The organism is uncultured Streptomyces sp., from assembly GCF_947488945.1.
Lineage (GTDB): Bacteria > Actinomycetota > Actinomycetes > Streptomycetales > Streptomycetaceae > Streptomyces.
The window spans coordinates 62,538-83,634 of record NZ_CANLBS010000008.1; the positions used below are offsets into that span (position 1 = coordinate 62,538).

The window sequence follows — 21,097 nt, forward strand, 5'->3', positions numbered from 1 at the left end:
GCGCCGCCCGTCGGAGCCCCTGACACCCGCCCCTCGACCGGAGGTCCCGCCGTGCTTCCCTTCTCCACCGACATCCTGATCGCGGGTCAGTGGCGGCGCGGCGCCGGCGAGCCGGTCGACACCGTCGACCCGGCGACCGGACGCGTGCTCGCCACCGTGCACTGCGCCTCCGTGGCCGAGGTCGACGAGGCGGCGAAGGCGGCCGCGGCAGCCGTGGCCGACCCCGCCTGGCGCGATCTGCTGCCCCACGAGCGGGCCCGCGTCCTGCACCGCATCGCGGAGTTGACCGAACAGGCCGCCGACGAGCTGTCCGCGGTGCAGACCGCCGACACCGGCAAGACGCTCGCCGAGACGAAGGCGCTGGCGCTGAGCGCGGCCGGCACCTTCCGGTACATGGCCGCCGCCCTGGAGACCGCCGAGGAGACGATCACCCCGTCCCGCGGCGCGTACGTCACGATGAGCGTCCACGAGCCGCTCGGGGTGGTCGGTGCGATCAACCCGTGGAACTCCCCCGTGGCCAGCGACGCGCAGAAGATCGCGCCCGCCCTGGCCGCCGGCAACGCCGTGCTGCTCAAACCCGCCGCCTGGACCCCGCTGGTCTCGCTCGCCCTCGGCCGTCTGATCACCCGCGCGCTGACCGAAGCCGGTCTGCCCACCGCCCTGTTGTCGGTCCTGCCGGGCAGCGGACGGGTGGTCGGCGACGCCGTCGTGCGCCACCCGCTGGTGCGCCGCATCGGCTTCACCGGCGGCACGGAGACGGGGCGCACGATCGCCGCGGCGGCAGCGCAGAAGCTGACCCCCGCCTCGCTGGAGCTGGGCGGCAAGTCGCCGACGATCGTGCGGGCCGACGCCGACCTCGAACAGGCCCTGGCGGGGGTCATGTTCGGTGTCTTCTCGTCGAGCGGCCAGTCCTGCATCGCGGGCTCGCGCCTCTTCGTGGAGCGCCCGGTCCACGACGAGTTCGTCGGCGAACTCGTCGCCAGGGTCCGCAAGCTGCGCGTCGGACCCGGCACCGAACCAGGCACCCAGGTCGGCCCGTTGGTGCACCACAAGCACCGTGACGCCGTCGCCGCGCACGTCGACGCGGCCCGCGCCGAGGGCGCGAGGGTCCTGTGCGGCGGACACGCCCCCGAGGACGAGCGGTACGCGGACGGCGCGTACTACCTGCCCACCGTCCTCGCCGGGCTGCCGAACACCTCGCGGACCTGCCAGGAGGAGATCTTCGGCCCCGTGCTGGCGGTCCTCCCCTACGACGACGAGGACGACCTGGTGCGCCAGGCCAACGACTCCGTCTACGGTCTGGCCTGCGGAATCTGGACCCGCGACGCCCGTGCCGCCTGGCGGATCGCCCGCCGTGTCGAGGCCGGCACGGTCTGGATCAACACGTACAAGCAGTTCAGCGCGTCCACGCCGTTCAGCGGGTGGAAGGACAGCGGCCTCGGCACCGAGAAGGGCCGGGACGCGATCCGCGCCTACCAGCGGCAGAAGTCCCTGTACTGGGGCACCTCCGACGCCCCCCTCCCCTGGGCCAACTGACCCCGGCACGCACCTGAGCCGCCCGTCTGGAGACACACCATGCACACCGCACCCCCCGGCCCGATCGCCCGCCTCCGCTCGCTGCGCTACGTCGAGCTGCACACCCCCGCCTTCACCGAGGCCGCCGACTTCTACGAGGAGGTCTGGGGTCTGACCACCGTCGAGTCCGACACCGGAGCCCGCTGGCTGCGCGGCACCGGCGACGAGCACCACGTCCTGCACCTCAGCGAGCGGGACCGGGTCGGCCTCGGCCGGCTGGCGTTCGCGGTCGGCACCCCGGCCGAGGTCGACACCGCGGCCCGGCGGCTCGAAGAGCGCGGGATCGTCCCGGCGTTCGGACCGGGGCCGCTGGAACAGGCGGGCGGCGGTTACGGGCTGCGGTTCACCGATCCGGAAGGGCGGCTGATCGAGATCAGCGCCCAGGTGCACGCGGTCGTGCCGCGCGGCCGGGACGGCGCGGTGCCGGTCGGGGTCACCCACGCGGTGCTCAACACCACCGACATCGACGCCGCCGTCGCCTTCTACACCGACGTGCTCGGGCTGCGCGTCTCGGACTGGTCCGAGCACCGGATGGCGTTCCTGCGCTGCGGCTCCGACCACCACTGCGTGGCGTTCAACCAGGCGGAGTGGACCTCGCTCAACCACGTGGCCTACGAGATGACCTCGGTCGACCACTTCATGCGCGGGCTCGGGCGGCTGCGCCACCACGGCATCGCGCCGGAGTGGGGGCCGGGCCGGCACGGCCCCGGCAACAACACCTTCTCGTACTTCACCGACCCGTCCGGGCTGGTCTGCGAGTACACCTCCGAGGTGGCCCAGATCGTCGAGGACGCCTGGATCGCCCGGGTGTGGCGGCGGGTACCGGAGCTGTCCGACCTGTGGGGGACGGCGGGGCCGCCCTCGGCGAAGATCCGCTGCCACATGGCGGGCGCCCCGGACCCCGGTCCGCTCGCCCCCGTGGACGCCGCCCCCGCCGCCGTCCCCGAAGTGCCCGCATCCGCATCCGCGTCCGTGAAGGAGAGTGCCGCATGAGCGACGTCCGCAAGGTGGGCATCGTCGGGTGGGGAGCGATCGGCCGGGTCGTCGGGACCGCGCTCGCCGACAAGGCGGTGCCCGGCGCGGAACTGGTGTGCGTCGTGGACAACCGTCCGCTCGGCGAGGCCTCTCCCGCCCGGCAGGTCGCCTTCGAGGAGGCCCTCGATCTCTGCGACCTGATCGTCGAGGCGGCCGGCCAGGGCGTGGTGCGGGCCTGGGGCGAGCGGGTGCTGGAGTCGGGGACCGACCTGCTGATCGCCTCCACCGGCGCGCTCACCGACGACGCCCTGGCCGGACGCCTGCTGAAGGCCGGTCCCGGCCGGGTGTACTTCACCGGCGGCGCGGTCGGCGGCCTGGACCTGCTCCAGGCGGCCCGCTCGATGGGTCCGCTGGACGAGGTGCGCCTGACCACCACCAAACTGCCGTCCACCCTCGAACAGCCATGGATGGACGCGGAGTTGCTGACTCTGCTGCGTACCACCACCGAGGCGGTCGAGGTGATGTCCGGGACGGCCCGCGAGGTTCCGGTGAAGTTCCCGAAGTCGACGAACGTGGCCGCCTCGGTCGCGCTGGCCGTCGGCGACCCGGACGCGGTCCGGGTGCGGGTCGTCGCGGACCCGGCGGCGCACCGCACCCGGCACGTCATCGAGGCTTCCGGGCCGCAAGGCGCGTACCGCTTCGAGGTGGCGCACCTGCCGGACCCGGGCAACCCGGCGACCAGCCGGATCGTGCCGCACGCGGTGCTGCGTTCGCTCGCCGCGCTGGCCGGCCGGTCGGGGCAGATCCTGTGAGCCCCGCCGCCGCGGCCCGCACCGCACCCGCGACACACGTGCACGTCGAGGAGGCCGGTGATGGGGGACCCCTGCTGCTGTGCCTGCACGGCATCGGCTCCTCGTCCGCCGCCTTCGTCCCCCAGCTCGCCGAACTCGCCGCCTACGTACGGGTGGTGGCGTGGGACGCACCCGGCTACGGCAAGTCGGCCGATCCGCCCGGCCCGTTGTCGCTGGACGACTTCGCGGACGCGGCGGCGGCCGTCATCCGGGAACGCGGCTGTGAGGCGCACGTGCTCGGGGTCTCCTGGGGCGGGGTGATCGCGCTCCGGCTCGCCACCCGCCACCCGGAGCTGGTCGCCTCGCTGATCGTCGCGGACTCCAGCGTCGGTTCCGGCACCGACCCGGCGAAGGCCGCCGGCATGCGGGCGCGGGCCGAGGACCTGGCCGCCGCGGGCCCCAGGGCGTTCGCCGAGGCGCGCGGACCCCGGCTGGTCTCCCCCGACGCACCTCGGGAGCTGGTCCGCCGGGTGGTGGAGACCATGGCCGCCTCGGTGCGGCTGCCCGGTTACGCGTACGCCGCCGAGTCGATGGCCTCGGCCGATCTGCGCGACGAACTGCCCTCGATCACGGCACCGGCCCTCGTCCTGTGCGGTGACCGGGACACGGTGACCGGCCCGGACGCGAGCCAGGCCGTGGCCGGCGCCCTCCCCAAGACCGCCTACGTGATCGTCAAGGACGCCGGTCATCTGGCCAACCAGGAGCAGCCGGAGCGTTTCGACGCCTGGGTGCTCGCCCACCTGCGCATCACCGCGCGCATCCCCGAACGGGCGGCCGCCCGGGGTCCGGCGCACCTTCCCGGGTGACCCGCTCCCGAGCCGTCCTCCCTTTCCCGATTTTCCCGAGTTTCCCGAGCAACCCGCGAGCAACAGGAGAACCACCATGCCGCTGACCACCACCGCCTACGACAACGGCGACGACCTCGCGTCGTACACCGACTCCCTGATCGCCACCAAGGAGTCCCGCGTCGCCGACTTCGACACCCTCTCCTTCCAGGAGAAGGCCGGCCCGCAGTTCCGCCGCGGCCAGATCCGCTACGTGGGGTCGGGTGCGACCGGCGACCACGAGGGCGACAGCCGCATCCTGCCGTCCGGAGGGTTCACCTTCTCCAACATGCTGCTGCCGCCCGGCGCCGAGGGCCCCGCGCACACCCACCACGACGTGGAGGAGGCGTTCTTCGTCCTGGAGGGCCAGGTCAAGGTCGGCATCCACCGCGGCCCCGACGAGGCCGAGTACCGCACCCTCGGGTACCGCGACATGATCGTCGTCCCGGCGGGCGTCACCCGTTCGCTGAAGAACGAGGGCGACACCGACGCCCTGTTCTGCGTGGTCATCGGCACCCGGAAGCCGCAGGTGCCGTCCTACCCGGAGTACTCGCCGATGCACGGTGTCACCCGTGGCTGACGGTCCCGGCACCGCGCGGCGCACCGTCGTCGTCACCGGGGCGGGCCGTGGCCTGGGACTGGCCATGGCCCGCCGGGCGGGCGCCGACGGCTTCCGGGTCGTCGTCGCCGAGCTGGACAGGGACCGGGGCGAGCGGGCGGCCGCCGAGCTGTGCGGGCTGGGCGCCGACGCCCACTTCGTGCGGTGCGACGTCGCGGACCCCGCGTCGGTGGCCGGGCTCGCCGAGGCGGTGGGCGCGTTCGGCCAGGTGTACGGGCTGGTGAACAACGCGGCGCTGGCCAACGGCGTGGGCGGCAAGGAGTTCCAGGACATCGGCCTGGAGACCTGGGACCGGCTGATGGCGGTCAACACGCGTGGTCCGTGGCTGGTGGCGAAGGCGCTGTACCCGCTGTTCGCGGAGCCGGCCCGCATCGTCAACATCGCCTCGGACGCAGCGGTCTACGGCTCGCCCCGGCTCGCGCACTACGTCGCCTCGAAGGGCGCGGTCATCGCGCTCACCCGGGCCATGGCCCGCGAGCTCGGCCCCCGGAACATCACGGTCAACGCCGTCGCGCCGGGGCTCACCGAGTGCGAGGCGACGGAGACGGTGCCCGCCGAGCGGCACGACCTCTACCGCCTGAACCGGGCCCTCTCCCGCCCTCAGCAGCCGGACGACCTCATCGGGATCGTCTCCTTCCTGCTGGGCGAGGAGTCCCGCTATCTGACCGGACAGGTGATCGCCGTCAACGGCGGCTTCACCATGAACTGACACGCAGGAGAGACGACTTATGGATCTGGGCCTCGCCGACCGCACGATCGTGGTCACCGGCGGCAGCTCGGGCGTCGGCCTGGCCACGGTCCGCGCCCTGCTCGACGAGGGCGCGAACGTCGCCACCTGCGGGCGGGACGCCGACCGGCTGGCCAGGACGGCCGCCCGGCTCGGCGCCGGCCGCGACCGCCTGTTCACCACCCCGTGCGACGTACGGGACGCGGCGGCCGTGGACGGCTTCGTCCGCGCCGCCGCCGAACGGTTCGGGGCGGTCGACGGTCTCGTCAACAACGCCGGCCAGTCCCGCATGAAGGGGCTCGACGACGCGACGGCCGAGGACTGGCGGGACGAGCTGGAGCTGAAGTTCGCGGGCGTCCTCAACCCGCTGCGCGCCGCCCGCCCCCATCTGGCCGCGTCCGACGCGGCGAGCGTCGTCAACATCAACGCGGTGCTGGCGAAGCAGCCGGAGACCCGTCTCATCACCACCAGCGCCGCCCGCGCGGGCGTCCTGAACCTCTCGAAGTCCCTCTCGGCCGAGCTGGCCGGCGAGGGCATCCGGGTCAACTCCGTCTGTCTCGGCCTCATCGACACAGGCCAGTGGTCCCGGCGGCACGCCGCCGCCGGATCGGGCATGCCGTACGAGGACTGGCAGGCGGAACTCGCCGCCGACCGGGGCGTGGCGCTCGGCCGGCTGGGCACCGCCGACGAGGTCGCGTACGCGGTCGTCGCCCTGCTCTCGCCCCGCGCGTCCTACATCACCGGCACCAGCGTCGACGTCTGCGGCGGCGTCAACCGCTCCATCCTCTGAGGAGAACCCATGCGTTACGACAACGGAGGCGATCTCCTCGTCGCCGTCCTGCGCGAACTCGGCATCGACACCGTCTTCGGCATCGTCAGTGTGCACAACCTGCCGCTGGTGGAGGCCGTCGACCGGGAGCTGCGTTTCGTCCCCGTCCGGCACGAGGCGTCCGCCGTCAACGCGGCCGACGCCTGGGGCAGGGCCCGAGGGACCCTCGGCTGCGCCCTCACCTCGACCGGCACCGGCGCGGGGAACGCGGCCGGGTCGCTGATCGAGTCGCTGAGCGCGGGCAGCCCGGTGCTGCACGTCACCGGCCAGGTGGAGAGCGCGTACCTGGGCAGCGGGCGCGGGTTCATCCACGGAACGAAGGACCAGCTCGCCATGCTGGGCGCGGTCTCGGTGCACGCGGCGGGCGTTCCGGACGACCGTTCCGCGGGGCGCGTCCTGCGCGAGGCGGCCCGTGCGGCGCTCGCGGTGCCGGGCGGCCCGGCGAGCGTGGAGTGGCCGGTGGACCTCCAGTACGCGGCGCAGCTCGACGAGCCGGTCCCTGCCGTCGCGGACACCCCGGCTCCGGTGCCGGACGCCGAGTCGCTCGCCGCCGCAGGAGCCCTGCTGGCGTCCGCGCGCCGGCCGCTGATCTGGGCGGGCGGCGGCGCGGCGCGGGCCGGCACGGAGCTGGCCCGGCTGCTGGAGGCGACCGGTGCGGGGCTGCTGACCTCGAACTCCGGCCGGGGCGCGGTCCCCGAGGACCACCCGCAGGTGATCGGCAACTTCGGGACCTCCCCCGCGGTGCGGGCGCTGCTCGACGAGGCGGACGTGCTGCTGACGATCGGCACCCACTTCCGCTCCAACGAGACCGCCGACTACACGCTGGGCCTGCCGGCCGCCCACATCCAGATCGACGCCGACCCAGGCTCGCTCGGCCGGGTGTACCCGGTCGCGCACGGCCTGCACGGCGAGGCCGCGGCCACCCTGACGGCGCTGCTGCCGCACGCCGCTCGGGCCGAGGACGGCTGGAGCGAGCGGGTGGCCGGGGTCCGGGCGCGGGTCCGGGAGACGCTGCACGAGGGGATCGGCCCGCAGGCGGCGATCTGCGACGCGATCCGGGCGGCGCTGCCGCGCGAGGCCGTGGTCGCCCGCGACGTCACCATCCCGTCGAGCAGTTGGGGCAACCGGCTGCTCGACATGTACGACCCGCGGGACAACGTCTTCCCGCGCGGCGGCGGCATCGGCCAGGGGCTCGGCATGGGCATCGGGGCGGCACTGGCCCGGCCGGACGACCCGACCGTGGTCATCGCCGGCGACGGAGGGCTCGCCGTCCACCTGGGCGAGCTGCTCACCCTCGCCCAGGAGCGGCCCCGGCTGACGCTGCTCGTCTTCAACGACGGCGGGTACGGCGTGCTGCGCAACATGCAGGACCGGTATGCGGACCGGCGCTCCGGCGTCGACCTGGTCACCCCGGACTTCGCGCTGCTGGCCGAGGCGTGCGGGCTGCCGTACCGGCGGATCGCCGCCGAGCGGGACGCCGGGCCGGTGATCGCCGAGGCGGTCGCCTCGGACGGACCGACGCTCGTCGAGGTCGACCTGAACGCCCTCGGACCGATGAAGACCCCGTTCACCCCGCCCGTGCGGATCCCCGGCCAGTAGGGCCCGGACCGCCGCACCGTACCCCCGACCCACCCGTACTGCCGGTAAGGAGGCACCCGACCATGAGTGACGACACGCTGCGCCTGATCGTCCACCGCATGACGTGGGAGGCCGACGGTGTCCTGTCCGTCGAGCTGACCCACCCCGACGGCAAGCCGCTGCCCGCCTGGACGCCGGGGGCCCACCTCGACGTCCATCTCGGGGGCCTGATCCGCCAGTACAGCCTGTGCGGCGACCCCGGCGAGAGCGACCGGTACCGCATCGGTGTGCTCAACGAGCCGTCCTCGCGGGGTGGTTCGCGCTTCGTGCACACCCAGTTGCGGCCGGGACGCGAGGTGGTGGTCTCCCGGCCCCGCAACCGCTTCGAGCTGGAGGACGCGGACTCCTACCTGTTCGTCGCCGGCGGCATCGGCATCACCCCACTGCTGGCGATGGCCCGTGAGGCGGCCCGGCGGGGCGGCCGCTGGCGGCTGGTGTACGGCGGCCGCAGCCGCGCCTCCATGGCCTTCACCGCCGAACTGGCGTCCCTGGGAGGTGAGGTCACGCTTGTCCCGCAGGACGAGCTGGGCCACATCGACCTCGACGCGGCACTGGCCGGCCTGTCGGACGGGGCCCTGGTGTACTCCTGCGGCCCGGAGCCGCTGCTGGCCGCCGTGGAACAGCGCTGCCCGGCGGGCCGGCTGCGGCTGGAGCGGTTCTCCGCCCCGGTCGCCGAACCCACCGGCGACGAAGCGGCGTTCGAGGTGGAGGCCCGCCGCTCGGGCCTGACGTTCGGCGTGGCCGTCGGCCGCTCGATCCTGGACGCGGCCGAGGACGCCGGCATCGGCGTGGACAGCAGCTGCCGCGAGGGCGTCTGCGGGTCCTGCGAGACCCGGGTGCTCGAAGGGGAGCCGGAGCACCGGGACTTCCTGCTGAGCGACGCCGAACGGGCCACCGGCGGGACGATGATGATCTGCGTCTCGCGGTGCGCCACCGGACGTCTCGTCCTCGACCTCTGACCTTCCCCCACTCATCTCCGGACCGCCTACCTCCTTAGGGACACCGCATGACCCAGACGCGCACGACCGAGACGCGCACCGCCGAGACGCACACCACCGGGACCTGGCCGTATCTCCAGGTCCACCAGTCCCGTACGCAGGAGCCGACGGCTTACGCGTACAAGCTGGCCGCCACGCTGGAGGAGGTGTTCACCGTGGAGGGGCACGAGCTGTCCGACGTGGTGCGCGGCCTCAACGCCCGCAAGGTGCACACCCCCGAGGGGGAGCCGTGGACCGAGGAGTCGTTCCGCGCCGAGATGAAGCGACTGGGGGCGTGACCACCGTGGCACTGACGACGTCCGCCCCGGCGGAGCACATCTACGCCACCGGTCTGCGCAACCAGTGGCACGCCGTGGTCCCCTCGCACTTCGTCGCGCCCGGCGCGATGCGCAGGGTGACCGCGCTCGGCGAGCAGTGGCTGCTGTTCCGCCGCTCCGACGGCGAGCTGTCGATGCTCGCCGACCGCTGTCCGCACCGGGGCGCGCCGCTCTCCCTCGGCGCGCACCTGGGCGACCGGGTGGCGTGCTGGTACCACGGGGTGGAGGTGGCCACGGACGGCACCGTCGTCTCGGTGCCCGGCCTGCCCGGCTGCGCGCTGGAGGGCAAGCGGCTGGTCACCTCGCTGCCGGTGCGCGAGGTGGGCGGCGCGATCCTCGCGTACTTCGGCGACGAGCGGCACCCGGAGCCCGTGGAACTGGCCCTGCCGGACCCGCTGACCGATCCGGACATCGAGGCGATCCTCTGCTACGCGGAGTGGAACGTGCCGTGGCGGTACGCGATGGAGAATCTGCTCGACCCGATGCACGGGGCGTTCCTGCACCACGAGTCGCACACGATGTTCGAGGGCGGCACGACGGCCAAGTTCCGTATCCGCGAGACGGAACGGGGCTACTTCTTCGAGAAGACGGACCAGCGGGGCGTCAACTTCGACTGGGTGGAGCTGTGCCGGACCGGCGTGGACTGGGTGGACCTGTCGATCCCGTACCCGCCTTCGGCCGGTCCGGGCGGCGCGTTCGGGATCGTCGGCATGGCGTGCCCGGTGGACGAGGGGCGCACCGGTGTCTTCTTCTGGCGCTACCGGCGGGTGCAGGGCTGGCAGCGCGACACCTGGCGCTTCCTGTACAAGACGCTGATCGAGAAGCGGCACTGGGAGGTGCTGGAGCAGGACCGGGTGATGCTGGAGTCCATGCCGTTCGACGCCGACCAGCACGAGAACCTGTACCAGCACGACCTGGGGGTGGTCCGGCTGCGGCGGCTGTACCGGGCCGCGGCCGAGCAGCAGAGCACGGCGGGCGGAGCGGCCTGACCGACGGGCTGGGGTGACGCGGGGCGGGGTGACGCGGGGGCGGGGTCCGGGACCGGGCCCCGCCCCCGCGTGTTTCCGGGGTTTCGGCAGTGCGGCGGCCCGGCTCCGTGCGCCGCCGGACAGGGTCCGGGCGCGTGGCGCAGGTCAGCAGCGGTGGGCGACGCGGGCGACCAGGTCGAGCCAGCCGGCCTCGACGCGCTCCGGCGGCATGTGGACCACGTTGAGGTGGTAGTTGAGCAGCGCCGGATCCAGCGAGGCCATGAGTGTCTGGGTGAGCAGCAGCAGGTCGCCGTCCACCCCGGCCTCGCGGAGCAGCGTGAGGACGTGGGAGGCGCGGACGATGCGTGAGGGCGTGGTGTAGCGGCGGGTCGCACAGCCGTCCGCCTGGACGTACAGGTCCATGTACGTCATCAGGTGCCGGACGGTGCCCACGCCGAAGGCTCCGAGGCGCTCCACCGGGGGCGCGCCGGGGCCGAGCGGCGGCGGACCGGAGAGCATCGCCTGCTGGAACTCGCTCTCGGCGTGGTCGAGCAGCGCCATCATCAGCCCGACCCGGTCGCCGAAGCGCCGGAAGACGGTTCCCTTGCCCACCTGGGCGGCAGCCGCCACGGCTTCCATGGTCACGTGCTCGGCGCCCCGCTCCGCCACCAGCCGGGAGGCGGCTTCGAGCAGGCGGACGCGGTTGCGGGCGGCGTCGGCGCGCTCCTGCGGTTCATGACCGGCCAGGGGCAGCAGCCGCACCGCGGAGGAGAGGGGGGCGTCGGGGGCCCCGGGCTGCGCGGTCATGACGTCCACATTACAGCGGTCCGGGGAAAGTGGACCTCGGTCCGCTTGGCGTGTTATACCCATTACCGGACCACGGTCCGCTTACTTCCGTTCTTGCGCCGCCGCGCCCCCGGCGGCCGTCACAAGGAGTCCCCTCATGTCCGTTCGCATTCTCGCCCTCGTCGGCAGCCTCCGCGCCGGCTCGCACAACCGCCAGCTCGCGGAGGCCGCGGCCAAGCTCGCGCCCGAGGGCGTCGAGGTGGACATCCAGGAGGGTCTCGGCGACCTGCCCTTCTACAACGAGGACGTCGACATCGAGGGCAACGTGCCGGAGATCGCCGCGCGCCTGCGCGAGTCCGCCGCGACCGCCGACGCCTTCCTGCTCTTCTCGCCGGAGTACAACGGCACCATGCCGGCCGTCCTGAAGAACGCGATCGACTGGTACTCCCGTCCCTTCGGCGCCGGCTCCTTCACCGGCAAGCCGGTCGCCGTGGTCGGCACCGCCTTCGGCCAGTACGGCGGCGTGTGGGCGCAGGACGAGGCCCGCAAGGCCGCGGGCATCGCCGGCGGCAACGTGCTGGACGAGGCCAAGCTCTCCATCGCCGGCTCGCTGACCCGCTTCGCCTCGACCCACCCGGTCGACGACGAGGAGGTCGCCCAGCAGATCACCGCGATCGTCTCGCAGCTCGCCGCGGCCGTCGCCGCGGAGCCGCAGGCCGTCTGAGCGCAGGAGCCCGCCCATCGGGCACACGCCCCACGCAGCAGACCGGACGCCGTTCCCCGCACCGCGGGGGGCGGCGTTCCGTCGTTCTGCCGGCTCCGGCGATACAAGTGGAGTTACGGGACGATGCGGGCCCCGTGGAAGCACCGGCGCTCCGTCACGGACCGGGGCCCGTCGGGCAGGTTCGGCCGGGCCGGCATGCCCCTGGTGGTGCCTTCCAGATTCTTCACGCCCTTGTTCGCCCCGATGATCGACGTTTTCACTGCATACGCCATGCTGTTCCTGGACTTCAAGGCGTCGCTGTCGGCCTGGTTGGCCGTGCCGGCGGTTCAGCTCGTCTGCGCGGCCCGCGCGTTCCGGCTCGACGCTGAGAAGTACCGGTATCTGCTCATGCTGCCGTCGCACCAGCTCGCCCACCGGCAGCTGATGCCTCTCGTGCTGATCCCTTCGTGTGTGACCGCCGCGACCGGCGGGCGGCTGCGCCGGCAGAAACTCAAGCGCACCGGCGAGGTCGGCGCGCAGATTCCTGGTACGGAGGTGCGTTGATGGCAGGTGCCCACCGCAAGGCGGCGGATCCCGGACGGCGTCCGCCCGCACGGACGGACGCCGTCCCGGCCGGTGCGGGCGGGTTCACGGCGGCCTCGGGCGGGTCGGCGGCGGGTGCGGGCGGGTTCGCGGCCGCCTCGGGCGAGTCCGGGGCCGGTGCGGGCGGATGCGGGGCGGGCGGCTCCGGGGGGCTGGCCGGCTCGGGCCAGGACGTGCCCACCATGGGGCTGCTCCTCGCCCGCCCGCCGTCCTCCGACCGGGCCCCCGCTCCCCCGTCGCGCGCACCGGGGGGCAGCGGGCGGGACCGCTACTTCGACATCCTGCGGGCGGTCGCGCTCGTCCGCGTCGTCACGTACCACACCTTCGAATGGCCATGGCTGAGCATGGTCTTCCCGTCCATGGGCGTGATGTTCGCGCTGGCCGGGTCGCTGATGGCGCGTTCGTTGGAGCGGCCCGCGCTCACCGTGATCCGCAGCAGGCTGCGACGGCTCCTGATCCCCGTCTGGGTGTTCGGCCTGATGCTGGGCGCCGCGATGCTCCTGCACGGCTGGGTGCCGGGGATCGACGTCCTGTACTGGGTGCTGCCGGTCGGGGACCCTCCGGGCAACGAGTGGGGCGAGCAGGCGTGGGCGGTGCTCTGGTACCTGCGCACCTACCTGTGGTTCGTGCTGCTGTCGCCGCTGCTCCTGAGGCTGTTCCGGTCGGCGCCGCTCGTGGTGCTCGCGCTGTCCCTGGTGCCGGTCGTCCTGCTGGAGACGGTGTGGGAAGCGCCGGAGGGCCGGCTGGGCACCACGCTCACCGACCTGTCGATCTTCCTGTTCTGCTGGCTGCTGGGCTTCGCCCACCGCGAGGGCGTCCTCGCCCGGCTGCGCCCGGCGGCCGTCGCGGCGGCCGGTGTGCCGCTGATGGCCGCCGGCCTCTGGTGGGCGTTCCACCACCGCTCCGAGGGTTCGTACGACCTCGACGACATCCCCCTGGCCCAGGCCCTGTTCTCGGCCGGATTCGTCCTGCTCCTGCTGCGGTTCCGGCTGGACTGCCAGGGCCTGGCGAAGCGTCCGGCGGCCGACCGGGTGGTCGCGGTGTTCAACGCCCGCGCGGTGACGATCTATCTCTGGCACGAGATCGCGCTGATGCTGAGCGTCGCGGCCATCGACCTGCTGTGGCGGTTCCCGTGGGCCGAGGCGCACCTGCCGCTGGAGAGCACCTGGCTGATGTTCGGCGTGGCCTGGGTGCTGATCGCCGCGGCGGTGCTGGCGCTCGGCTGGGTCGAGGACGTGGCGGCGAAACGCTCGCCGCGGCTGCTTCCGTGACGGCGCGCCCGCGAAGTCCGGCCCCGCCCCGGACTTCGCGGAGAAGGGGTGCGGAAGGCAGGGGCGCCCGGGACGGGGTGACGTGGTGGTGGCAGCCCGGCCGTGCATCCGGGCCCGCTGCGGCCACCCCGGGCCGCGAGCCCTCCCGTCACGGCACCGGCCGCGCGGAGGACGCGCCGGCCGCGATGACCGGGTTCCTCACTCTCTGCGCCGGCCGGGGGCGGGCCGGGACCGGCCGCCCCGGCCCGTGAGGGCCGGGGGTGCAGGGCTGTGCGTCCTCGGGTTGCGCGCTGCTCGTGGTCGGGACGCGGACGACGGCCGCGTGCGCCGGGCCGGAGGGGCGCTACTCGTGGGGCGCGGGTGCCGGTTCCAGGACGAAGACCGGGATCTCGCGGTCGGTCTTCTCCTGGTAGTCGGCGTAGTCCGGGAACGCCTCGACCGCCCTCTCCCACCACACGGCCTTCTCCTCGCCGGTGACCTCACGGGCGATCATGTCCTGCCGCACCGGGCCGTCCTGCAGTTCCACCCGCGGGTCGGCGACGACGTTGTAGTACCAGACCGGGTTCTTCGGGGCCCCTCCCAGCGAGGCGACGACGGCGTACTTGCCCCCGTGCTCGACCCGCATCAGCGGGGACTTGCGGATCTTCCCGCTGCGGCTGCCGAGCGTGGTGAGCACGACGACGGGCATCCCCCGCATCGTCGTCCCCGCCGTTCCGCCGGAGCCCTCGTACTCCGCGACCTGTTCGCGGACCCACTCGCTGGTGCTCGGTTCGTACTCGCCGTGCAGAGGCATGCTGTTCGTCCCGTCGTCGTTCGAACGGTCGCACCCGGCCTGTCCGGGGTGCGCCGAGACTCCCATCATGCCCGTCCGGACGCGGCGGGCAGGGGTCCGGGGGCGGGGTCGGCGCGGCAGCGGCGAGGGTCACGCGACCGGCGGGCCCCGCACCTTCAGCCCTCGCTGCCGCCCCCGCCCCCGAACGGGCCGTGCAGAGCGGCCCACTGGAGCAGAAGGACGGTCTTGGCGTCGGTGATCCCGCCGGTGCGGATCAGGTCGAGGGCCCGGGGGAAGGCCAGTTCCAGGGTGGTGATGTCCTCGCCTTCGGCGGCCACGCCGTGCGGGCCCTCGGTGCCGGGGGCCGAGCCGTCGTAGGGGGCGGCGAAGAAGTGCACGCGCTCGGTGACCGAACCGGGGCTCATGTACAGGTCGAAGAGGTGCTCGGGCTCACCGACCTCGTGGCCGGTCTCCTCGGCCGCCTCGCGGCGGATCGCCCGGTCGGGTGCGTCGCCGTCGAGCAGCCCCGCCGCGGTCTCCAGCAGCATCCCGTCGGGGTGCCCGTTGACGTAGGCGGGCAGCCGGAACTGCCGCGTCAGCAGGACGGTTCCGCGCCCCGCGTCGTAGAGCAGGATCGTCGCGCCGTCGCCCCGGTCGTAGGTCTCGCGTTGCTCGGTGGTCCACCGGCCGTCGGCGTGGCGCTGGTCGAAGGTGGTCCGGCGCAGCACGTACCAGTCGCTGGAGAGCAGTTCGACGTCGCGGATGCGGATGTCGGGGTTGCCGGTCAGGTCCCGGCCGTGCTGGTCGAGCCCGGTGCGTCCCCGGCGGTCGGGGGTGTCGAGGCCGGCGGTCATCGGGCGTCCTTCCGGGCGGCGGGGGCCTCGCCGGCGTACGAGCGGTGCGCGGGAGCGGCAGGAGCCGCCGGGGGGCGTGGGGCGGTGATTCTCATACGGGGAAATCTCCAACGGTGCTGGACACGGGGCCGGGAGGGGCCGGGAGGCCGGAGTGGGGCGGGTGGGTGCGGGCAGCGGCCGGGGCGGGGGCGCCCGGCGGGGGGTCAGGCCGTCGTGACCTCGACGCCCGCCTCGCGCAGGGCGTCGAGGGTGCTCGGGCCGCTCGGGTGGGCCGCGGCGTCGGTCGCGGCCCGGTCGGTGACGAAGTGGTCGGCCGCCCGGAGCGGGGCGACCTGGCTGAAGGCGCGTACGCCCAGCTTGGTCGCGTCGGCCACCACGACCGTGCGGTCCGCCTGGGCGAGCCCGGCCTGTTTGACGGCCGCGTCCTCCAGGGAGAACTCGGACCAGCCGTGCTCGGCGTGCACGCCCCCGATCGACATGACGAACGTGTCGAAGGCCAGGGATTCCAGGGTGCGCAGGGCGAGCGGCCCGACGAGGGAGCGTTCGCCCGCGCGGGACCGGCCGCCGACCACGAGGAGTTCGACGCCGGGCAGGTCGGCCAGCCGTACCGCGGCCTGGAGGCTCAGTACGGCGACGGTCAGCGGGGCGCGCGCCGCCAGGTGTTCCGCCACGTGGACGGTCGTGGTACCGGCGTCGAGCAGCACCCGTGAGCCCGGTTCCACGAGCGCCGCCACCGCGGCCCCGAGCCGGTCCTTGGTGGCGGTCTGCCACGCGTCCCGCGCGGAGAATCCGGCCTCCTCCGCCCGGGTGCGGGTGGCCACGGCGCCACCGTGGACCCGGCGGACCAGGCCCTGCCGCTCCAGCGCGTCCAGGTCACGGCGCACGGTCATCTCCGAGACGGACAGACGGCGCGCGAGATCGGACACGGACGTCCGGTCGGCGGAACCCTGCACGAGTCGCAGGGTCAGGTCGAGACGATCGGCAACACCCATGACCCCATTCTCACACAGATATGTTCGAATGAACATTTTGGTGTGCGGGGGTGTGCGGGGGTGTGCGCGGGCGGGCGGGTCAGACCCGTGGCCGGCCGCACGCACGGGGAGGGGGCCACCGTTCGGTGGCCCCCTCCCCACGCGCCGTCGGACGCCCGTCCCTCAGGGTGCGATCGGCGCGGCCCCGGCGGCGGCTCCCGCGGACCCGGCCGGGGGTACCTGGTTCCGGCCCACCTTCAGCCGCTCGCCGCCGGCGAGTTCCGGCTTCAACGACACCTGCACCTGATGTGTCGTCTGTCGGTCGACCGTGGCGCCGAGTTCCGCCGTCACCACGCCGATCCGGACGCCCCCGCGGCCGGTTCCGGAGCGGTGGACCTGCACGGTGAAGGTCAGATTCACGTCCTCCACGGCGAAACCGACGGAGTGACCCACGGCGTGACCACGGGCCTCCTCCAGTTCGCCCCTGATCTGGCGGATCACCTCGGCCAGCCCGACGAAACCAGGTTCGTTCGTCAATTCGCCTCCACACAAGCCCTGTTGATTACCTGACGCATCAGTATGCGACAGCTCCGGACGCCCGTATAGTCACCAGCATGGCTGCGGACGGGGGCGTCGTGGCCGTTCCTCCGATGGAGACGCCGAGCTGGGCGGTGCGGCTCCGAGGGGCGGACGGCGAGATCGTGGGAGCCGGCATCCTGCTGGGCCCCGACCACGTGCTCACCTGCGCCCACGTGGTGGACGGAGCGGGAGCCCGGATCACCGCGGAGTTCGTCGGCGCGCCCGGTCACGGCGTGCCCTCGGTGCCCGCCCGCGTGGACGGGGACGCCTATGTCCCGGAGACGCTGGACGCGGACCTCGATCCTCGCGGGGACGTCGCGCTGCTGCGGCTCGACACCCCCCGCCCGGCCTCCGAGGCCGCGCGGCTCCACCGGTTGTCCGCGCCCGACCGGCACGTACGGATGTACGGCTTTCCGCTCGACCACAACGGCGGGATCTGGTTCCGCGCAACCCTGGTGGGCGGCTGCGGGCGGGACGGCCAGGTGCAGATGAGCCCGGCCAGTCCCGGTGAGCTCGCCAGCCCCGGATGCAGCGGCGCGGGAGTCGCCGACAGCCTGACCCACCGGGTCGTCGGGATGGTACTCAGCGGTCAGCGGGACCAACACGGCAACCTCTTCTCCTACATGACGCCCGCCGAGACCATCGTGCGCCACCTCCCCCAGGTCGAGGTCTACACGCAGGGGCGCACGGCCGTCGACGCACGGTTGCTCCCCACCGACGACGATGCCGCGAAGGACATGCTCGACGAGCGGTTCGCCCAGCGTCTCGCCTCCTGGCTGCAGGACGACGGCACCCCGTTGAAGATCAGCGTGGTCGGTCACGACGGCCCCCGCGCCGCCACGCTGCGCCGTGCCATCACCCTGGCGGACCGGGAACTGCGCACCGCGGCCTCGCTCAGCCGCACCTCGCTGGACCCGCCCGAGACGGTCCCGTCGGCGGGGGGCCACGATCTCGCCCTGCACGCCGGGGGCCTCGCATCCGCCGAGACGGCCGAGCGGATCGCCGAACGCATGGGGTTGTGGCAGCACACCGGGGAGTCCGCGGTGGACCGCATCCGGGCGGCGAAGGTCACCCTCACGCTGGTCGTCGTGGGGGTGGACGAAGCACTCGACCCGCCCGCGCTGCTGGACGTGCTGGAGGCGCTGCGGGCCGGGGGCAGCCGTCTGCTGCTGGTCTTCCGCACGGACGGGGAGCACTACCGGCGGGCGCGGCAGGACCTGCTGATCCGGCCGGCGCGGCAACGCCGTGCCGTGCTCGTCGCACGGTTGCAAGAGATCACCGGTCCCCTCGCCGCGAGCCTGCACGAGCATCTGACGACCGTCGTGCCGGACGGCGTCCGGCCTCCCGGCCCGGATCTGGTGGCCGCGCACGCCGCGCTCGCCGACCTGCTGCGCCTACACGCCCCGGACCCGCCCCTCGGTCAGGACCTCTCCCGCTACGAACGGCTTGCCGACCGGGTCGCGGCCCGGCTGACGAGGAGCCTCGCCCGGCTCGGGCGGCTGCGCGAGCGCAGGGACGAACTCGCCGGCCGGTTGCGCGGGTACCACGTCCTGTACCAGCGCTCCACCCTCGGAGCGGAGGACCGGGCGGTCGACGACCTGTACCTCAGGGCGCACGCCCTGCTCCGTGCGACCCCCTGCGACGTGCGCGTGGCACAGGCGGCGGTGGAGGCGTTCACCCGCCGCGTCGACGGCATCGGCGCCGCGGGGGGCACGAGCGACGGCGACGCGGGCGACCGGGGCGCGGGCGACGGGACGCCCGCCGGCCCCGCGGCGCACCGGCGGACGCACGGGGGGCCGTCGGCATGAGCGGTGCGCCCTGCGTCAGATCCGGCTGCCGGGGCGGCCGGATCATGGTCACGGGTTTCTGCGACCGTTGTTTCCGACGTCCCGCGGCCCCGGAGGCGGTGCCACCGCGTCCCGCGGCGGCACCCCCGGACCACTCCGGTCCGGCACGACCCTCTCCCTCGTCCGCTCCCGCGCCGCCCACGACCGGCGTGCTGGACCGCGACGGTCTCCTCGTCCTCCCCCACCTGCCCGCACCCGCGCCCTCCGAGGCGGCGAGCACCAGCGCCCGTCCCCCCAGCGGCGGCCGGCGCTGCGGTGTCGACAACTGCGCCGGCACCATCGGCGTCTCGTACGACGGGTCGCCCTCGCCCGACCACGGGTTCTGCCCCGAGTGCGGAACCTCTTACTCGTTCCTGCCGAAACTCCGTCCGGGCGACCGGGTGGGCGACCACTACGAAGTGCTCGGGTACCTGACGGTCGGTGGCCACGGCTGGGTCTACCTCGCCGAGGACACCCGCGTGCCCGGCCTGCAGGTGGTCCTCAAGGGCCTGATCAACACCGGGGACGCGGTGGCCCGGCGTGCCGCCGTCGAGGAACGCCGTTCGCTGACGACGCTCCACCACCGTGACATCGTCCGCATCGTCACCCACGTCCAGCACCGGGCGCCGGGCGAAGCCGACCCGACCGGCTACATCGTCATGGAGTACGTCGGCGGGCGCTCCCTGGCCTGGATCGGTTCCGCCCCGCGGGAGGCGCTGGCCCGGCTCTTCGGCCCCGGCGGCCTCGAGTTCGGGCACGTCATCACCTACGGCTGCAAGATCCTGGGCGCGTTGGAGTACCTGCACGACCAGGGTCTCCTCTACTGCGACATGAAGCCCGAGAACGTCATCCACTACGGGCGCGAGATCAAGGTCATCGACCTGGGCGCGATCCGGCGTACCGACGACCGTTCCTCCGGGATCGTCTTCACCCACGGCTACGCCCCGCCGAAGAAGGAGCGGGAGGAACGCGGACTCGCCGTCGACAGCGACCTGTTCACCGTGGGCCGGACCCTGAAGGTACTGGCCGAACGGGCGGCCCCGCCGGTGGGTCTCGCCGCGCGTTCCTTCGACGAGCTGATCCGCCGGGCCACCCATGCCGAGCCCGCCGCCCGCTTCCGTTCCGCGGCGGAGATGTCCCGTCAGTTGTGGGAGGTGCTGCGCGAACACCAGGCACTGGGCGGACACGAGCCCTATCCGGAGCGGTCCACCCGGTTCTCGGCGACGGCAGCCGTCTTCGGCGACGGCCTCGGCACCGTCCCGGCGCTGACGCGCTGGACGGAGCACGCCCACGGCGGGGAGCCGGCCCTGCCGGCCGGGGCCCCCGACCCCCGGGAGACGGCACGGGCACTGCCGGTACCCCGCCCCGATCCCTCGGACCCTGCGGCGGTGCTGCTCGGCCAACTCGCCGCGGGCACACCCGACCGTGTCGCGGAGCAGGCGCAGGGCGACCCCGCGCTGCGGACCGTGGAAAGCGCTCTGTGGCTGTGCCGCGCCTACGTGAACGCCGGGGACGCGGAGCGTGCCGAGGTGTGGACGGGCCGGGCCGAGCAGTGGAGCGGCACCCACGACTGGCGGATCTTCTGGCACCGGGGGCTGGTGCACCTGACCCGCGGAGCGGTCGGCGAGGCGGAGGACGAGTTCGCCGCCGCCTACGCCGCGCTGCCCGGAGAGACCGCGCCGAAACTGGCGCTCGGGTACTGCGCCGAATACCTGGCCGAGCATCTGCGCGCACCGCCCGAACGGTCCCGGCCGACGGACCCGGCGCCGACGCGCGGGCACCGGAGTCCCCGACACGACCCGGCCGACCGGGCGCGGGCCCGCGAGCAGTCGGCCGAGCAGTACTACGAGGCCGTCGGGCGGCGGGACCCCGCCCAGGGCAGCGCCGCGTTCGGTCTGGCCCGGGTCCGGCTGCGCCGGGACGGCCGCCGGGCGGCCGTGGCGGTCCTGGACGAGGTCCCGACCACGGCCCGGCACTTCGACGCGGCCCGGATCGCGGCGGTGCGGGTGCTGGCCTGGTGGCCGCCGGGCGGCTCCCGGCCGACCGCCGCCGACCTGGTCGAGGCCGGCGAACGGCTGGCCGGGCTGCGCCTGGGGGACGGCGCCGCCCGGGACCGCCTGGTCGCGGAACTGCGGGAGCACGCCCTCGTCGGCCGGCCGGCCGGGGGCTGGGGCGGCGGGTTTCCCGCCGGCGAGTTGTTCGGGCCGCAGGACACCGAGGAGGCGCTGCGCGGACTGTTGCACCGGTCGTTGAAGCGCCTGGCAGGTCAGACGCGCAGCGTCGGTGAGCGCGGCGACCTCCTGGACCGGGCGTACTCGGTGCTGCCGCGGCCACCCGGCCCCCGGGAACGCGTGCGGAGGTGGCGGCGGACTGCGTGATCGACGGCGACGCGGGACTGCGGAACGACGAGG

General features: G+C 73.9%; 20 protein-coding genes and 1 pseudogene. 16 read left to right on the forward strand and 5 right to left on the reverse strand.

The annotated features are described in order from the left end of the window. Positions 1–51: 51 nt before the first annotated feature. The 11 genes from Q0994_RS14800 to Q0994_RS14850 all read left to right on the forward strand — a co-directional run bounded on the left by Q0994_RS14800 (position 52) and on the right by Q0994_RS14850 (position 10,342). Positions 52–1,536, forward strand: a complete 1,485-nt coding sequence (locus tag Q0994_RS14800; protein ID WP_299534293.1) for an aldehyde dehydrogenase family protein — start codon at positions 52–54, stop codon at positions 1,534–1,536. A 39-nt stretch (positions 1,537–1,575) separates the two neighbouring features. Further along, positions 1,576–2,568 (forward strand): VOC family protein, encoded by a 993-nt coding sequence (locus tag Q0994_RS14805; RefSeq protein WP_299534295.1) that lies wholly within the window; start codon positions 1,576–1,578, stop codon positions 2,566–2,568. Beyond that, positions 2,565–3,362, forward strand: coding sequence for an aspartate dehydrogenase domain-containing protein (locus Q0994_RS14810; protein ID WP_299534297.1), 798 nt, complete (start codon positions 2,565–2,567; stop codon positions 3,360–3,362). Before Q0994_RS14805 ends, Q0994_RS14810 begins: the two co-directional genes overlap by 4 nt. Beyond that, complete coding sequence (locus Q0994_RS14815; protein WP_299534299.1) at positions 3,359–4,207, forward strand: alpha/beta fold hydrolase; 849 nt, start codon at positions 3,359–3,361, stop codon at positions 4,205–4,207. The genes Q0994_RS14810 and Q0994_RS14815 overlap by 4 nt, the downstream gene beginning before the upstream one ends. Positions 4,208–4,283: 76 nt before the next feature. Next, positions 4,284–4,805 carry a cupin domain-containing protein gene (locus Q0994_RS14820; RefSeq protein WP_299534301.1) on the forward strand — a complete coding sequence of 174 codons (522 nt, stop codon included), beginning with the start codon at positions 4,284–4,286 and terminating at the stop codon, positions 4,803–4,805. After that, positions 4,798–5,553 (forward strand): SDR family oxidoreductase, encoded by a 756-nt coding sequence (locus Q0994_RS14825; protein ID WP_299534304.1) that lies wholly within the window; start codon positions 4,798–4,800, stop codon positions 5,551–5,553. Before Q0994_RS14820 ends, Q0994_RS14825 begins: the two co-directional genes overlap by 8 nt. A 19-nt stretch (positions 5,554–5,572) precedes the next feature. Beyond that, the gene (locus Q0994_RS14830) at positions 5,573–6,361 is read left to right on the forward strand and encodes an SDR family oxidoreductase (RefSeq protein ID WP_299534307.1); all 789 of its coding nucleotides are present in this window, start codon (positions 5,573–5,575) and stop codon (positions 6,359–6,361) included. Between the two features lie 9 nt (positions 6,362–6,370). Beyond that, the gene (locus Q0994_RS14835) at positions 6,371–7,999 is read left to right on the forward strand and encodes a thiamine pyrophosphate-binding protein (protein ID WP_299534310.1); all 1,629 of its coding nucleotides are present in this window, start codon (positions 6,371–6,373) and stop codon (positions 7,997–7,999) included. Positions 8,000–8,061: 62 nt separating this feature from the next. Then, positions 8,062–8,997, forward strand: coding sequence for a PDR/VanB family oxidoreductase (locus Q0994_RS14840; RefSeq protein ID WP_299534313.1), 936 nt, complete (start codon positions 8,062–8,064; stop codon positions 8,995–8,997). 47 nt (positions 8,998–9,044) lie between these two features. Next, entirely contained in the window at positions 9,045–9,314 is a 270-nt protein-coding gene (locus Q0994_RS14845) for a recombinase-like helix-turn-helix domain-containing protein (protein WP_299534315.1), read from the forward strand. Between the two features lie 5 nt (positions 9,315–9,319). Beyond that, positions 9,320–10,342, forward strand: a complete 1,023-nt coding sequence (locus tag Q0994_RS14850; RefSeq protein WP_299534843.1) for an aromatic ring-hydroxylating dioxygenase subunit alpha — start codon at positions 9,320–9,322, stop codon at positions 10,340–10,342. A gap of 144 nt (positions 10,343–10,486) precedes the next feature. On the opposite strand, the gene Q0994_RS14855 is transcribed toward Q0994_RS14850, so the two are convergent. Continuing rightward, positions 10,487–11,128, reverse strand: a complete 642-nt coding sequence (locus tag Q0994_RS14855; RefSeq protein ID WP_299534317.1) for a TetR/AcrR family transcriptional regulator — start codon at positions 11,126–11,128, stop codon at positions 10,487–10,489. Between the two features lie 136 nt (positions 11,129–11,264). Between Q0994_RS14855 and Q0994_RS14860 the strand changes: the two genes are divergently transcribed. From Q0994_RS14860 to Q0994_RS14870, 3 genes and pseudogenes are all read left to right on the forward strand, one after another. Then, positions 11,265–11,831, forward strand: a complete 567-nt coding sequence (locus tag Q0994_RS14860; RefSeq protein ID WP_299534319.1) for an NADPH-dependent FMN reductase — start codon at positions 11,265–11,267, stop codon at positions 11,829–11,831. A gap of 96 nt (positions 11,832–11,927) precedes the next feature. Further along, a pseudogene (locus tag Q0994_RS14865) lies at positions 11,928–12,374 on the forward strand (bi-functional transferase/deacetylase); the annotation flags it as partial. Next, the gene (locus Q0994_RS14870; protein WP_363325554.1) at positions 12,374–13,684 is read left to right on the forward strand and encodes an acyltransferase; all 1,311 of its coding nucleotides are present in this window, start codon (positions 12,374–12,376) and stop codon (positions 13,682–13,684) included. The pseudogene Q0994_RS14865 and the gene Q0994_RS14870, both read left to right, overlap by 1 nt. Before the next feature lie 343 nt (positions 13,685–14,027). Here Q0994_RS14870 and Q0994_RS14875 read toward each other — a convergent pair whose 3' ends face one another. From Q0994_RS14875 to Q0994_RS14890, 4 genes are all read right to left on the reverse strand, one after another. Then, positions 14,028–14,477, reverse strand: coding sequence for a nitroreductase family deazaflavin-dependent oxidoreductase (locus Q0994_RS14875; protein WP_299534321.1), 450 nt, complete (start codon positions 14,475–14,477; stop codon positions 14,028–14,030). 155 nt (positions 14,478–14,632) lie between these two features. Further along, positions 14,633–15,310, reverse strand: a complete 678-nt coding sequence (locus Q0994_RS14880; protein ID WP_299534323.1) for an NUDIX domain-containing protein — start codon at positions 15,308–15,310, stop codon at positions 14,633–14,635. 203 nt (positions 15,311–15,513) lie between these two features. Continuing rightward, a complete protein-coding gene (locus Q0994_RS14885; protein ID WP_299534325.1) occupies positions 15,514–16,302 on the reverse strand; it encodes a DeoR/GlpR family DNA-binding transcription regulator in 789 nt (262 codons plus the stop codon). A gap of 162 nt (positions 16,303–16,464) precedes the next feature. After that, on the reverse strand, positions 16,465–16,818 hold the full coding sequence (locus tag Q0994_RS14890) for a trypco2 family protein (protein WP_299534327.1): 354 nt from the start codon (positions 16,816–16,818) through the stop codon (positions 16,465–16,467). Positions 16,819–16,895: 77 nt separating this feature from the next. Here Q0994_RS14890 and Q0994_RS14895 point away from each other — a divergent pair, with 77 nt between their 5' ends. Together Q0994_RS14895 and Q0994_RS14900 are read left to right on the forward strand one after the other, a co-directional pair. Continuing rightward, the gene (locus Q0994_RS14895) at positions 16,896–18,668 is read left to right on the forward strand and encodes a serine protease (RefSeq protein WP_299534330.1); all 1,773 of its coding nucleotides are present in this window, start codon (positions 16,896–16,898) and stop codon (positions 18,666–18,668) included. A gap of 188 nt (positions 18,669–18,856) precedes the next feature. Continuing rightward, positions 18,857–21,064, forward strand: coding sequence for a tetratricopeptide repeat protein (locus Q0994_RS14900; RefSeq protein WP_299534332.1), 2,208 nt, complete (start codon positions 18,857–18,859; stop codon positions 21,062–21,064). The last annotated feature ends 33 nt before the right edge of the window (positions 21,065–21,097 follow it).